Genomic DNA, 14517 nt, shown 5'->3' on the forward strand with positions numbered 1-14517 from the left:
TCTGCCCCGGGCCCCGCTGCCTCTCGTACGACAGCGGGGCTCAGTTGGTGCCGGAGGGGCTTAGTTGGTGCCGGAGGGGCTCCTCTGGAGCACCGTGAACGTCTTCTTCACCTGTTCGTACGTCTTGCGGGCCCTCGTCTCCGTCTGTGGCTGGTACCACGTGCCTATCTGGTAGGACTGCGTGCCCTGTTCGAAGCCCAGGAGTTCCGCGTGCCAGCGGGCGCCCTTGAGCGTGAACAGGTACTCCCAGACCACCGCCGGGCGGCCCCGGAACGTCGTGCGGCCGAGGCGGATCTTCTCGTAGTCCTGGCCCTGGTGCGCGTCGCGTTCCGCCTTCTTCCAGGTCGCCAGGAGGTCGTCCTTCGCCAGCGCCGACTGGGCCACCAGCTCCTGCGTGCCGTCCGGTGACGTGTAGTGCACCTCGGACGCCGTCTTCACCACGCGTTCCCAGCCTTTCGGCGGCACCCAGGCGTACCCCGCCTCCCGGCGCGATCCGGGCGGCAGGGTCTGCTCGGTGGCCGGCGGACGCGAGGTGCCCTCGACCGTGGGCGGGCGGGACGTGGCCGTCGGGGCGCCGCCGGGTGAATCGTTGCCCGGCAGGGTGAGCGCGAGCGCCACGGCGAGGCCCGCGGCCAGTGCCCCTCCTGCGGCGAGCAGTGTGACGCGGCGGCGCTTCGGCCGGGGGCCGGCCGCCGGGGCGGGCGGGCCCAGGAGATCGTTCCCGCGGGGCGCCGAGGGCTCCGTCGGCGCCTCGGAGGGGATCGCGGACGGGCGCCCGGCCGGCGTCTCGGACACATACTCGGACCGGCGCTCGAACGACCCGAACGATCCGTTCGGCCGACTCCCGGACGAGCTTTTGGGCCGGCCCTCCGACGAGCTTTGGGTCCGGCCTTCCGACGAGCTTTTGGGCCAGCCTTCCGACGAGCTTTGGGTCCGGCCCTCCGACGAGCTTTGGGTCCGGCCCTCCGACGAGCTTTGGGCCCGACCCTCCGACGGGCTTCGGGTCCGACCCTCCGACGAACTTTTGGCCCGACCCCCGTACCGGCCCTCGGGCCAGCCTCCTGCCCGGTCCTCTTCGCGGCCCTCTTCGCGGCCCTCTGACAGGCCTCCCGGTGGGCTCTTTGACAGGCCCTCCGACCGGCCTTCCGACCGGCCTTCTGTCCGGCCCTCTGACCGGCCTTCCGTCCAGCCCTCCGACCGGCCCACCGATCGGCTCCTCGACGTGCTCCCCGATGCACGCTCCCCCGGGCTCGCCGGTGCACGCTCCCCCGGGCTCGCCGGTGCCCGCTCGGACGGGGACGCCGACGCACGCCCGGACGGGATTCTCGTCGGGCCCTCGGAAGGGGCCACGACCGAGGGCAGTACGGGCGGGGTCGCCCTCGGCGGCGTGGAAGACGAGGTCACCCTCGGCGGCGTGGAGGGCGGGGTCGCCCTCGGCGGCGTGGAAGACGGGGTCGCCCTCGGCGGGGTGGAAGACGGGGGCGCAGCCGGCGGCGTGGAGGGCGGGGTCGCAGCCGGCCGTTGCGGTGGTGCGTCGGCGGGCTCCGGTGGATGTGCGGGCGGGCGGTGCAGGCCGATGTCGAGCGTGGGGGTCCTGGGGTGCTGGTTCGGGACCGGGGCGGGGGCGGGTGTCGGGGCCGGCCGGGCGAGGGCCTCCAGGATCGCGTCGAGGTCGGGGCGGTCCTCCGGCTCCTTCGCCAGGAGGCGGGTCAGGAGCGGGGTCAACCAGTCTGCTTCGGGCGGCAGTTGCGGCTCCTCGTACAGGACGGCGTGCAGTGTCGCGAGCGTCGTGTCGCGGCTGAACGGGGAGCGGCCGCCCAGTGCCGCGCACAGGGTCGTCCCCAGCGACCACAGGTCGGAGGGCGGGCCCTGCGGGCGGCCCGCGACCCGCTCGGGCGCCATGTAGTCGGGCGAGCCGACGAGCATGCCGACCATGGTGAGCGCCGTGGTGTCCTGGATCGCGGCGATACCGAAGTCGGTGAGCATGACGCGGCGCCGCCCGGCCCGTTCGAGCATGACGTTGCCCGGTTTGATGTCCCGGTGCAGGACACCGCCGCCGTGCACCGGGCGCAGCGCCTCCGCCAGGCCCCGGCCGATCCCGGCGACCGCGTCGACGCCCAGCGGGCCGTCCTCGACGAGGACCTGCTCCAGGGAGCGGCCGTCGACCAGCTCCATGACGATCCACAGACGTTCGCCCTCGTCCACCACGTCGTACACGCGCACCACATTGGGATGGTCGATCCGGGCCGTCGCGCGGGCCTCGCGCAGGGTGCGCTCGCGGCGGGTGCGCGCGTCCTCGGGGTCGAGTCCGTCGATGCGCATCTCCTTCACGGCCACGGGCCGGTCGAGTATTTCGTCGACCGCGCGCCACACGCGCCCCATACCGCCCTGGCCTATGTGTTCGTCCAGGCGGTAGCGCGCTGACACCACCAGCCCCCGGACGCCTCCGCTCATATTCCCTTGCAATCGACTGCACCCCCGAAACACGAAATCGACACTTCGCGCCGTCCCAGCATAGTGGGGAGAAATCTTGTGGTACCTCTTCAAGTACTGCGAATTCGGATGCAGTCGGGGATGCACGGGAATGACCTAGGGGGACGAACATGAGTTCTGGACGACAGGCCAAAATCGCCGCTTCACTGCTTACCGCGACGATCTCGACGGTAATGATCCTGCCTTTCACCGCAGCCGGTGACGACGGGCCCGGCCCGGGCAGCAGCAAGGGTGGCAAGGCCATGGACAAGGCGCCTTCGGGTGTGGAGCTGACCACGGGTCTTTCCGAGAAGATCTCCGTCGACAACTCGAGCGGGAAAACCGAGAACCTCGTCGTCGGCGTGAGCAATCAGGGCAGCAAGGACAGTGGCAAGGTCAATCTGCTCGTGGCCGGTTTCGACGGAATGACGATCAAGGATGTGCCGGGCTGCACCGCGATCACCAAGGCCGATCTGCCCAAGGGTTCGAACAGCGCATTCACCTGCGCGATCGACAATCTGGCGGCCGGGAAATCTGCGTCCTACAAGGTTTCCGCGACTTTCGATCTCGGAAAGACCGGAAAAATCTGCCTTCCCGTGACGAGCGCGGACGGCAAGAAGACGTTCTGGCAGCAGGGGCCCGTACCGTTCGGCACGACCAGTCCCTCACCGAACGCACCCGTGACCCCACTGTTGCTCGGCACGGAGAACAAGCCCGCCGCTCCGGCCGGGGACCAGGGCGGCGACACCGGCGGTGACGGCAAGGGCGGTGACAAGAGCGGCGACAAGGAGACCCTGCCGTCGACCGGTGTCCGGGACGACGCGCTGCCGCTCGGCGCGGCCGGGGCCGCACTGCTCGCCGCCGGCGGGGCCGGGCTGTGGTGGTCGACGCGGAAGCCGTCCGCCACCCGCTGAAAAGGCCGCGGCATAACCTGACGGCACCTGTCAGGTTATGCGGGGACAGTACGTGCCATGACTACGCATGACGACAGTTCCCCGCGCTCCGACAGCGCCGTGTTCCGCCCCGGCGAGGCCGGCTACGACGACGAACTCGCCGGATTCCAGACCGGGTTCACCCAGCGGCCGGACGTGATCTACGCGGCGGTCACCGCGGACGACGTGGTGGCCGCCGTGCGGTACGCGGCGGCCCGGCAGCTCCCGGTCGGCGTCCAGGCCACCGGCCACGGCCTGCCGGGCGACGCCGAGGGCGGGGTCCTCATCAGCACGCGCCGGATGGACGAGGTCACCGTGGACCCGGCGGCCCGCACCGCGCGGATCGGCGCGGGGGCCTCCTGGGGCACCGTGGCCGAGGCGGCCGCGAAGCACGGCCTCGCCCCGCTCAACGGCTCGGCACCGAGCGTCGGCGCGGTCGGCTACATCCTCGGCGGCGGGCTCGGCATCCTGGGCAGGGAGTTCGGCTACACCGCAGATCACGTACGGTCCGTCGACGTGGTGACCGCCGACGGCCCGGCCCAGCACGGCGAGACCCACCACGGCACGGCCCCGCACGGCCCCGTCCAGCGCGTCACGGTCCGCCACGTCACCGCCGACGGCGACCCCGAGCTGTTCTGGGGTCTGCTCGGCGGCGGCGCCAACCTCGGCGTGGTGACCGCGCTGGAGGTGGGCCTCGTGCCGGTGACCCGGCTGTACGGGGGTTTCCTCGCCTACGACGGGCGGGCGACCGATCCGGCGGACATCCTGCGCGCGTACGAGGAGTGGACGGCGACCGTCCCGGACGCGCTCACCTCGTCGGTGGCCGCGCTCGTCTATCCGGACCTGCCGATGCTGCCGCCGCACCTGCGCGGGCAGTACGTGGTCTCGGTGCGGGTCGCGTTCACCGGCGGCGCCGAGGAGGGCGAGCGGCTGGTGGCTCCCCTGCGCGCCGCGCTCGGCCCCACCGTCACGGACACGCTGCGCGAGCTGCCGTACGAGGAGAGCCGCACGATCCACAACGACCCCGAGTTCCCGCACGCGTACTACGGGGACAGCGTGTTCCTGGACGAGCTGGACGTCGCCGCTGCCGGTGAACTGTTCGCGCTGTGCGGGCCCGCCGCCGACGCGATGCACGTGGTCCAGCTCAACCACCTGGGCGGCGCCCTGTCGCGGCCCGCGCCGAACGCGGTGCCCTATCGGGACGCGGGCTGGCTGGTGCGGATCCTGTCGCCGCTCGACGGGTCCTCGAAGGACACCGCGCGGGCCCATCACGCGCGGGCGTTCGGCACCGTCGCCGGGCACACGCTCGGAAGGTCGCTCAACTTCGCCTTCGGCGGCGGGGACCGTACGGAGGGGCTGTACGACGCCGGAACGCGAAAGAGGCTCGCCGGTCTGAAGGCCGCGTACGACCCGGCGAACCTCTTCCGGAGGAACTACAACCTGAGCTAGCCGCCTACTTGTCGGCGTACTTCCAGGCGGTGGGCAGCGCGCCCATCGCCAGGGCCGCCTTCAGGGCGTCGCCGATCAGGAACGGGGTGAGGCCCGCCGCGATCGCCGCCGTCAGGCTCATGCCGGTGGACAGCGCCAGGTAGGGGACGCCGATCGCGTAGATGATCGCCTCGCCGACCAGCATCGTGCCCACGGTGCGCAGCGCCGAGCGGTCGCCGCCGCGGCGGGCGAGGGAGCCGACGACGGTCGCGGCGAGCAGCATGCCGAGCACGTAGCCGAACGACGGCATCGAGTAGCCCGAGCCGCCCTCGGCGAACCACGGCATGCCGGCCATGCCCGCGAGCGCGTACAGGGCGATCGACAGGAAGCCGCGGCGGGCGCCGAGCGCGGTGCCGACGAGGAGCGCGGCGAAGGTCTGGCCGGTGACCGGCACCGGGGAGCCCGGCACGGGGATCGCTATCTGCGCGGCGATGCCGGTGAGCACGGCGCCGCCGACGACCAGGGCCGCGCTTTTCGCAACGACGGCGGACTTGGTGCGGGAAGCGGGGAGGAGGTCGGCCAGGACCTTGCCCGGGCGGGCGACTGCTGCGGTGGCGGTGGCGGTGCTCATGGGGACTCCGCGTTCTGAGAGGCGCCTTGCGGGCGGGCAGGGTGGGACTCCGTGACGCTATCCCAGGGCGGTCGAGCCGATCACGGTCACCGGTCGACAAAGGCTGGGGCGGCGACTTGGTGGGCTCCGTACAAAGATGCGGCTGTACACCTCGTACGGGGTGATGCTCGTCACTGACGACACGGGCAGTCAGGGGCCATTTTGCGGTGAGGGGCGCCCGGCGGGGAGACTGTAGGTTCCCGCCAATTCGTCTGTGAGTCCCGAGAGCCGGCCGATCACCTTATGCACGACCACGCCACGTCCGACGAAGCTCTGGACGAACCTCTTTCGGGCGGGCTCAAGCAGCGCCATCTGACCATGCTCGGGCTCGGCGGTGTCATCGGCGCCGGGCTCTTCGTCGGTTCGGGGGCCGGGATCGCGGTCGCCGGTCCTGGAATCGTCGTGTCGTATCTGATCGCGGGCGCGCTCGCGATGTCGGTGATGCGGATGCTGGGCGAGATGTCGGCGGCGATGCCCGCGTCCGGTTCGTTCTCGGTGCACGCGGAGCGGGCGCTCGGCCGGTGGGCCGGCTTCAGCGTGGGGTGGCTGTACTGGTTCCTGCTGGTGGTGGTGCTCGCCGTGGAGGCGACGGGCGCCGCGCAGATCGCGAACGGCTGGGTGCCGGGTGTGCCGCAGTGGGCGTGGGTGCTGCTGTTCATGGTGGTGTTCACGGCGACGAACCTGGCGGCCGTGAAGAACTTCGGCGAGTTCGAGTTCTGGTTCGCGACGCTCAAGGTCGTCGCGATCATCGCGTTCCTGGCGCTCGGCACGCTGGCGGTCTTCGGTCTGCTTCCCGACACCGATCCCGTCGGCCTCACCCATCTCACCGGCGACGGCGGTTTCCTGCCGCGCGGCTGGCAGGGCGTCATCTCCGGAGTCCTCGCGGTGATCTTCGCGTTCGGCGGCCTGGAGGTCGTCACCATCGCGGCGGCGGAGTCCGAGGATCCGGTGCGCTCGGTGGCGCGGGCCGTACGCAGCGCCGTGTTCCGGATCCTGTTCTTCTACGTCGGCTCGATGCTGGTCATCGTGACGGTGCTGCCCTGGACGGCGCAGAAGGCGGGCATCAGTCCGTACGTCACCGTCCTGGACTCCATCGGTGTCCCGTCGGCGGGCCAGATCATGAACATCGTCGTCTTCGTGGCGCTGCTGTCGGCCCTGAACGCCAACCTCTACGGCTCCTCCCGCATGGTCTTCTCGCTGGCCGAGCGGGACGAGGCACCGAAGGCGCTGCTGAAGGTGGACGGCGGGGTGCCGCGCCGGGCGGTCCTCGCGTCGGTGGCGTTCGGCTTCGTCTCCGTCCTGCTCAATCTGGAGTGGCCGGACACGGTCTTCCTCTACATGCTCAACTCGGTCGGCGCCGTGCTCCTGTTCGTCTGGGCGCTGATCGCGGCGTCGCAACTGCGTCTGCGGCGACGCCTGGAGGCCGAGGCGCCCGAGCGGCTCGTGCTGAAGATGTGGGCGTTCCCGTGGCTGACCTGGGCGGCGCTCGCCGCGATGGCCGTCGTGTTCGGACTGATGCTGACCGACGACGCGGCGCGCCCGCAGCTGCTCTGGTCGACGGGGGCGACGGCCGCGGTGCTCGCGGTCGCGGGTGTGCGGGAGCTGCGCGCGCGGCGTGCCTGATCCTTCACGGAACGTCGACTCGAGCGTCGCGGGGTGTGAGCGTCGTGTCCGTATAGCGGAAACGTATTCCCACTGAGCGGGCCGCCCGCTCAGACTGTGGGCCGTTTTACCTCACCCTTACGCTACTGAACAGGGCATTCCCATGTCTCGGACGTCCGTGCAGCCACCCGTCGACGCGCCGGACGACGCGCCGTCGCTCTCGCCCGGCCTCAAGCAGCGGCATCTGTCGATGATCGCGCTCGGTGGCGTGATCGGCGCCGGTCTCTTCGTCGGCTCCGGCACCGCCATCGCGGCCGCCGGACCGTCGATCATCCTCGCCTACGCGATCTCGGGCGCCCTCGTGATGCTCGTGATGCGGATGCTGGGCGAGATGGCGGCCGCGTATCCGGCCTCCGGCTCGTTCTCCGTGCACTCCGAGCGGGCGATCGGCCCGTGGGCCGGGTTCACGGCGGGCTGGGCGTTCTGGTTCCTGCTGTGCGTGGCGGTGGGCCTCGAGGGGATCGGCGCGGCGCAGATCGCGCACGGCTGGGTCCCCGGCGTGCCCGAGTGGCTCTGGGTCGCGCTGTTCATGCTCGTGTTCACCGGCACCAATGTCTCGGCCGTGAAGAACTTCGGCGAGTTCGAGTTCTGGTTCGCGACGCTGAAGGTCGCCGCGATCGTCGCGTTCCTGGTCATCGGCGTCCTGGCCATCGCGGGGCTGCTCGGCAACGACGCGCCGGGCACCGAGAACCTCACCGGGCACGGGGGCTTCATGCCCAACGGGACCGAGGGGCTCATCGCCGGACTGCTCGCCTCCGTCTTCGCGTACGGCGGCCTGGAGACCGTCACCATCGCCGCCGCCGAGTCCGAGCATCCGGTGCAGGGCGTCGCGAAGGCCGTCCGTACGGCGATGTGGCGGATCGCGCTGTTCTACGTCGGCTCGATGGTCGTGGTCGTCGCGCTCATCCCCTGGTCCGACAAGGCGCTGGTCGACCCGGACAAGGGCTCCTACGTCGCCACCCTCGAGTACCTGGACCTGCCGGCCGCCGGTCTCATCATGAAGATCGTCGTCTTCGTCGCCCTGCTCTCGGCGATGAACGCCAACATCTACGGCGCGTCCCGCATGGCGGGTTCGCTGGTCGCGCGCGGCCAGGGCCCCAAGGTCATCGGGAAGATCCACGGCGGGGTGCCGCGGATCGCCGTCCTGATGTCCGCGGTGTTCGGGTTCGTCTGCGTCCTGCTCAGCTACTGGCGCCCCGACGACATCTTCCAGTGGCTGCTGAAGACGATCGGCGCGATCATCCTCGTCGTCTGGTTCTTCATCGCCGCCTCGCAACTGCTCCTGCGGCGCAGGCTGGAGCGCGAGGCGCCCGAGAAGCTCGTCGTGAAGATGTGGGCCTACCCGTATCTGACCTGGGTGGCGCTGGCCGGCATGGCGGTCGTCTTCGTCCTGATGGCCCGCGAGGAAGGCACGCGCGAGCAGCTCTACTACGCGGGCGGCCTGACCGTGATCCTCGCGATCGTCGGTTACGTGCGGCAGAGGCTGGCCGAGAAGAAGTAACCCGGCACTTTCCCGAAGGGCCCCCGGAGCACCGCTCCGGGGGCCCTTCGCATGCGGCGCGACCTAGGTCGAAGGGCTGATCAACTCCGGACCTTGCTGCTGTTAGCCTGCACTTGCACATTGATTGCAATAAGCTCTGCACAGCAGCACCCTGCAGCCGGAGGACTCGGACGACATGGCGATCTACACGCTTCCTGAACTCCCGTACGACTACGCGGCGCTCGAGCCGGTCATCAACCCGCAGATCATCGAGCTGCACCACGACAAGCACCACGCGGCGTACGTGAAGGGCGCGAACGACACCCTGGAGCAGCTGGCCGAGGCGCGCGACAAGGAGACCTGGGGCGCCATCAACGGCCTGGAGAAGAACCTGGCCTTCCACCTTTCCGGCCACATCCTGCACAGCATCTACTGGCACAACATGAACAGCCCGAAGGACGGTGGCGGCGGTGAGCCGCTCGCCGCGGACGGTGTCGGTGACCTCGCGGACGCGATCACCGAGTCGTTCGGCTCCTTCGCCAAGTTCAAGGCCCAGCTGACCAAGGCCTCCGCGACGACGCAGGGCTCGGGCTGGGGCGTACTCGCCTACGAGCCGCTCAGCGGCCGGCTCATCGTCGAGCAGGTCTACGACCACCAGGGCAACGTCGGCCAGGGCTCGACGCCGATCCTGGTCTTCGACGCCTGGGAGCACGCCTTCTATCTCCAGTACAAGAACCAGAAGGTCGACTTCATCGAGGCCATGTGGCAGGTCGTCAACTGGCAGGACGTCTCGAAGCGGTACGCGGCCGCGAAGGAGCGGGTGAATTCGTTGCTGCTCGCCCCCTGAGGGGCGGCACCACATACGCCCCGCCTCGTGATCGTCTTCTCAACCTTCACGCCGGCGGGCGGCAGGAAACGACAGACCCCGCGAGGACGTGACTCGCGGGGTCTGTCGGTATACGGGGTTCCGGTGGACCGTAGGGAGATGCCTAAGTCGATAAATCTCCCATGCAAGACCTGCCGGCCCCACCGCTCCCGGCCGCACACGTCCCTGACCGCGGAGCAGAAGGACTGGCTGCGCAAGAACACGGACGTCAAATACACGGACGACTGGTGGAAGTGCGCCGAGACCGGCTGTCTCACTGCTCGGCCCTATGCCAGCGAGGGGAAAAGCGTGCAGTTCCCCCCGGACATCGCCTGACCTCAGTCGAAGATCGGCCCCTGCGTCCGCGTGCGCTTGATCTCGTAGAAGCCCGGAACCGAGGCGACGAGCAGCGTGCCGTCCCAGAGCTTGGCCGCCTCTTCGCCCTTGGGGGCGGGGGTGACCACGGGGCCGAAGAACGCGATCTGGTTGCCGTCCGCGCCGGGGACCGCGATGACCGGGGTGCCGACGTCCTGGCCGACCAGGTCGATGCCCTCCTTGTGGGAGGCGCGCAGCTCGTCCTCGTACTTGGTGCCGTCCCAGTGGTCGAGGAGGGAGGCGGGCAGGCCGACCTCGTCGAGGGCGCCGGCGACGGCCTCCTTCGTGAAGCCCTCGCCGCGGTTGTGGATCCGGGTGCCGAGCGCCGTGTACAGGTCACCGAGGACCTCGGCGCCGTGCTCCTGCTGGGCGGCGATGACGACGCGGACCGGGCCCCAGGCCTGGGTGCGCATCATCTCCCGGTACTCCTCGGGGAGCTCGTCCAGGCGCGGCTCGTTCAGTACGGCGAGGCTCATCAGGTGCCAGCGGACCTTGATGTCGCGGACCTTCTCGACCTCCAGGACCCAGCGCGACGTCATCCAGGCCCAGGGGCAGAGCGGGTCGAACCAGAAGTCGACGGGGGTCTTCTCATCCACGGTGGACATGGCTCTCTCCTCAGAAGTCACGGGTGGTGCCGCCTGCGGCAACGCGAGGGGCACCACGTGCATTCCCCGATGTCGGGCAGGGGGGCCGCGTGCGAGGATCGTAGGCGTTCGAACGGCCCCACAAGGGCCTGGAGCAGGCCATATGAGATCGTCACGAAGGAGTGCCGCCGTGCCCGGAGAGAACCTGTCCCGCGACGAGGCCCGCGAGCGAGCGGGGCTGCTGTCCGTCGAGGGGTACGACGTCGCGCTCGACCTGCGCTCGGCGGTCGGTGAGACGGCCGGCGAGGGCCCGCGCACGTTCCGCTCCGTGACCACGATCCGGTTCCGGGCGAACGAGCCGGGGGCGGCCACGTTCGTCGACCTGATCGCGCCGTCGGTGACGGCGGTGTCCCTGAACGGCGAGGACCTGGACCCGGCGGCCGTGTTCGACGGCAGCCGCATCCACCTGGAGGGCCTGGCCGAGGACAACGAGCTGGTGGTCGACGCCCAGTGCGCCTACTCGCGTACGGGTGAGGGCATGCACCGCTTCGTCGACCCGGAGGACGGCGAGGTCTATCTGTACACGCAGTACGAGCCCGCCGACGCGCGACGCGTCTTCGCCAACTTCGAGCAGCCCGATCTGAAGGCGCCCTACCGGTTCAGCGCGCAGGCACCCGAGGGGTGGACGGTCTGGTCGAACGGGGTCGGTGAACTCGTCGACGGCGTCTGGCAGTTCGCGGAGACCAAGCCGATCTCCACGTACATCACCGCTGTCGTGGCCGGCCCGTACCACTACGTGACGGACTCCTACGAGCGCACGCTCGACGACGGTTCGAAGCTCGTCGTGCCGCTGGGCGCCATGTGCCGCAAGGGGCTCGCCCCGTACTTCGACGCCGACGACGTCTTCCTCGTGACTAAGCAGGGCCTCGACTTCTTCCACGAGCACTTCGACTACCCGTACCCGTTCGGCAAGTACGACCAGGCGTTCGTGCCCGAGTACAACCTCGGCGCCATGGAGAACCCGGGCATGGTCACCTTCCGCGAGGAGTTCATCTTCCGCGGCAAGGTCACGCAGGCGTCGTACGAGCGCCGGGCGAACGTGATCCTGCACGAGATGGCCCACATGTGGTTCGGCGACCTCGTCACCATGCAGTGGTGGGACGACCTGTGGCTGAAGGAGTCCTTCGCGGACTTCATGGGGTCGTTCTCGATGGTGGAGGCGACGCGGTTCACCAACGGCTGGATCACGTTCGCCAACAACCGCAAGTCGTGGGCGTACCGCGCGGACCAGCTGCCGAGCACGCACCCGATCACCGCCGACATCCGGGACCTGGAGGACGCGAAGCTCAACTTCGACGGCATCACGTACGCCAAGGGCGCGAGCGTGCTCAAGCAGCTCGTCGCCTACGTGGGCCGGGACGCGTTCCTCGAAGGCGCGCGGCGCTACTTCAAGCGGCACGCGTACGGGAACACGCAGCTCGGTGATCTGCTGTCGGTCCTGGAGGAGACCAGCGGGCGCGACATGGCGTCGTGGTCGCGATCGTGGCTCCAGACGGCCGGGGTCAACTCGCTCACCCCGCAGGCCGTACTGAACAGCGACGGGCGGATCACGGAGCTGGCCGTGCTCCAGGAAGCCGCCGAGTCGCACCCCGAGCTGCGCCCGCACCGGGTCGCGGTGGGCCTGTACCGGCGTACGACGGAGGGTGCCCTGGAGCGGTACGCGCGGGCCGAGGTCGATGTGGACGGGCCGCGGACCGTCGTCGCCGAGCTGGCCGGGGAAGAGGCGCCGGAGCTGGTGCTCGTCAACGACGACGACCTCACGTACTGCAAGATCCGCTTCGACGAGAACTCCCTCGCGACGCTGCGCGAGCAGCTCGGCGACATCTCCGACCCGCTGGCCCGCGCCCTGTGCTGGTCCGCGCTGTGGAATATGACGCGGGACGCGCTCATGCCGGCCCGCGACTTCATCAACCTCGTGCTGCGGTTCGCGGGGCGCGAGTCGGACATCGGCGTGCTCCAGATGCTGCACGCGTGGGCGCGCTCCGCGCTCGGGCACTACGCGGCTCCCGAGTGGCGCGAGGAGGGCGGGCGGCTGCTCGCCGAGGGCGCGCTGCGGGAGCTGCGGCTCGCCGAGCCCGGCAGCCAGCACCAGCTGACGTGGGCGCGGTTCTTCACCTCCGTCGCGTCGGGCCCGGCCGATCTGCAACTGCTGCAGGGCCTGCTGGCGGGCAGCGCGAAGATCGACGGCCTGGAGGTCGACCAGGAGCTGCGCTGGGCGTTCCTGGACACGCTCGCCGCGTACGGCGCCGCCGACGAGGCGGTGCTCGGCGCGGAGCTGGCGCGCGACGACACCGCGTCCGGCAAGCGGCACCAGGTGCGCTGCCTCGCGGCCCGGCCGTCGGAGGCCGTGAAGGCGCAGGCGTGGGCGCAGGTCGTGGAGTCCGACGCACTGTCGAACGCGCTGGTGGAGGCGGTGATCGCCGGGTTCCAGCAGCCGTCCCAGCGCGAGCTCGTGGCGCCGTACGCGCAGAAGTACTTCGCGGTGATCGAGCGCGTGTGGCAGGAGCGGTCGATCCAGATCGGCATGGACGTCGTGCGGGGCCTCTTCCCGTCGCTCCAGGACTCGCCCGAGACGCTGGAGCAGACGGACGCGTGGCTCTCCGCGCACGAGGGGGCCGCGCCCGCGCTGCGGCGGCTGGTCCTGGAGGCCCGGGACGATCTGGCGCGGGCGCTGCGCGGGCAGGCCTGCGACGCGACCGCCGCACGGTAGAGGGACGAGCGTGGCGCCGGGTTGACGTGGGCCCGGCGCCGGGCGCGTGTGACGGGTGTTACGGAATGTGGGTATGACTGGCCGTAACCCGTCTGCCGCCTGGCCTTTTCGGCAGACGAACGGCTGGGCTTTAGGGCGAACTTGTCCGGTTTGTGCGACGAACCTGTAACAGCGGTTAGCGGGGGTGATCCGTCCGGGAAGGTCCGGGTCATGAACCACAACACCCCCGCTCCCCTGTCCCCCCGCCCCCTCCGCCACCTCGTCGAGGCTCAGCGGCGTGTCATGAGCGGCGCGCAGCTGAAGGCGCACGGGGTCGCCGCCGCCGCGGTGCACGAGCAGTGCCGGCCCGGCGGGCCCTGGCAGCAGGTGCTGCCCGGGGTGTTCCTGCTCCACCCGGGGCCGCCGACCAGCGAGGAGCGGCTGCACGCGGTGCTGCTGTACGCCGGCCGGACCGCGGACACGCGGCGCGCGACGGACGGCGTACCGGCGCAGCCCGCCGCCGGTGACGCGCACGGCGCGCCCGTCGTGCCGTACACGGACGCCCTGGTCACCGGGCTCGCGGCGCTGACGCTGCACGGGTTCGTGTCCCCTCCCCCGCTGCTCTCGCTCGACCACATCGACGTCCTCGTGCCGCGCACCCGGCGGCTGCGGTCCACCGACTTCGCCCGGCTGGTGCGCACGACGGGCCTGCCGACTCCCGTACAGCTGGACGGAGTTCCGGTCGCGCCGGTGCCTCGGGCGCTCGCGGACGCGATCGGGCAGCTCGCCGAGGCGGGTGCGGTGCGCCGGCTGCTGACCGAGGCGGTGCGGGGCGGGCACTGCGAACCTGCCGCTGTCGTGCGGGAGCTGACGCAGGCCCGGCTGCTCACCCGGCCGCATGTGGTGGACGCCGTGGACTCGCTGCTCGCGGAGGGGCGGGCGATCGCCGAGGACCGGCTGTACGCGATGGTGCGGGAGTTCGGGCTGCCGGACCCGCTGTGGAACGTGGATCTGCGGCTGCCCGGCGGCCCGCACCTCGGGGGCGTCGACGCGTTCTGGCCCGACCAGGCCGTCGCCGTGGAGCTGGACACGCGGACGCCGCGGCAGGACGAGCCCGCCGTGTACAGCGAGTACGTCCGTAAGCGCGAGCACCTGGAGCGGCTCGGGGTCACCGTCGTGCACCTCACGCCGAAGAAGCTGCGCGAGTCCCTGGAACAGCAGGCCGCCGTGGTGCGGACCGCGCTGATGGCGTCCGGCGACCGGGATCCGGCGGCGTACCTCGTCGTCCTGCCGCGGTGAT

The 14517-nt window shown here is 70.7% G+C and carries 11 protein-coding genes; 8 read left to right on the forward strand and 3 right to left on the reverse strand.

Annotated elements, in window-relative coordinates:
- Positions 1-60 precede the first annotated feature (60 nt).
- Positions 61-2454, reverse strand: a complete 2394-nt coding sequence (locus ABD366_RS34165; protein WP_324769971.1) for a serine/threonine protein kinase — start codon at positions 2452-2454, stop codon at positions 61-63.
- Between the two features lie 149 nt (positions 2455-2603).
- Here ABD366_RS34165 and ABD366_RS34170 point away from each other — a divergent pair, with 149 nt between their 5' ends.
- Complete coding sequence (locus tag ABD366_RS34170; protein WP_324769970.1) at positions 2604-3386, forward strand: hypothetical protein; 783 nt, start codon at positions 2604-2606, stop codon at positions 3384-3386.
- 57 nt (positions 3387-3443) lie between these two features.
- A complete protein-coding gene (locus ABD366_RS34175; protein ID WP_324769969.1) occupies positions 3444-4853 on the forward strand; it encodes an FAD-binding oxidoreductase in 1410 nt (469 codons plus the stop codon).
- Positions 4854-4857: 4 nt separating this feature from the next.
- Here the strand turns inward: ABD366_RS34175 and ABD366_RS34180 are convergent, their stop codons facing one another.
- Complete coding sequence (locus ABD366_RS34180) at positions 4858-5463, reverse strand: biotin transporter BioY (RefSeq protein WP_324769968.1); 606 nt, start codon at positions 5461-5463, stop codon at positions 4858-4860.
- A 282-nt stretch (positions 5464-5745) separates the two neighbouring features.
- Between ABD366_RS34180 and ABD366_RS34185 the strand changes: the two genes are divergently transcribed.
- From ABD366_RS34185 to ABD366_RS34200, 4 genes are all read left to right on the forward strand, one after another.
- A complete protein-coding gene (locus ABD366_RS34185) occupies positions 5746-7125 on the forward strand; it encodes an amino acid permease (RefSeq protein ID WP_324769967.1) in 1380 nt (459 codons plus the stop codon).
- A gap of 142 nt (positions 7126-7267) precedes the next feature.
- Positions 7268-8665 (forward strand): amino acid permease, encoded by a 1398-nt coding sequence (locus tag ABD366_RS34190; RefSeq protein WP_324769965.1) that lies wholly within the window; start codon positions 7268-7270, stop codon positions 8663-8665.
- A 175-nt stretch (positions 8666-8840) separates the two neighbouring features.
- Positions 8841-9491, forward strand: coding sequence for a superoxide dismutase (locus ABD366_RS34195; protein WP_324769964.1), 651 nt, complete (start codon positions 8841-8843; stop codon positions 9489-9491).
- A 138-nt stretch (positions 9492-9629) separates the two neighbouring features.
- Complete coding sequence (locus ABD366_RS34200; protein WP_324769963.1) at positions 9630-9845, forward strand: hypothetical protein; 216 nt, start codon at positions 9630-9632, stop codon at positions 9843-9845.
- A gap of 2 nt (positions 9846-9847) precedes the next feature.
- On the opposite strand, the gene ABD366_RS34205 is transcribed toward ABD366_RS34200, so the two are convergent.
- Positions 9848-10489, reverse strand: coding sequence for a mycothiol-dependent nitroreductase Rv2466c family protein (locus ABD366_RS34205; RefSeq protein ID WP_324769961.1), 642 nt, complete (start codon positions 10487-10489; stop codon positions 9848-9850).
- A 169-nt stretch (positions 10490-10658) separates the two neighbouring features.
- Between ABD366_RS34205 and pepN the strand changes: the two genes are divergently transcribed.
- Both pepN and ABD366_RS34215 read left to right on the forward strand, forming a co-directional pair.
- Positions 10659-13238, forward strand: a complete 2580-nt coding sequence (pepN, locus tag ABD366_RS34210; protein ID WP_324769960.1) for an aminopeptidase N — start codon at positions 10659-10661, stop codon at positions 13236-13238.
- Positions 13239-13448: 210 nt separating this feature from the next.
- Entirely contained in the window at positions 13449-14516 is a 1068-nt protein-coding gene (locus ABD366_RS34215; protein ID WP_324769959.1) for a hypothetical protein, read from the forward strand.
- The last annotated feature ends 1 nt before the right edge of the window (position 14517 follow it).

It is taken from the genome of Streptomyces kunmingensis (assembly GCF_039533535.1).
Lineage (GTDB): Bacteria > Actinomycetota > Actinomycetes > Streptomycetales > Streptomycetaceae > Streptomyces > Streptomyces kunmingensis.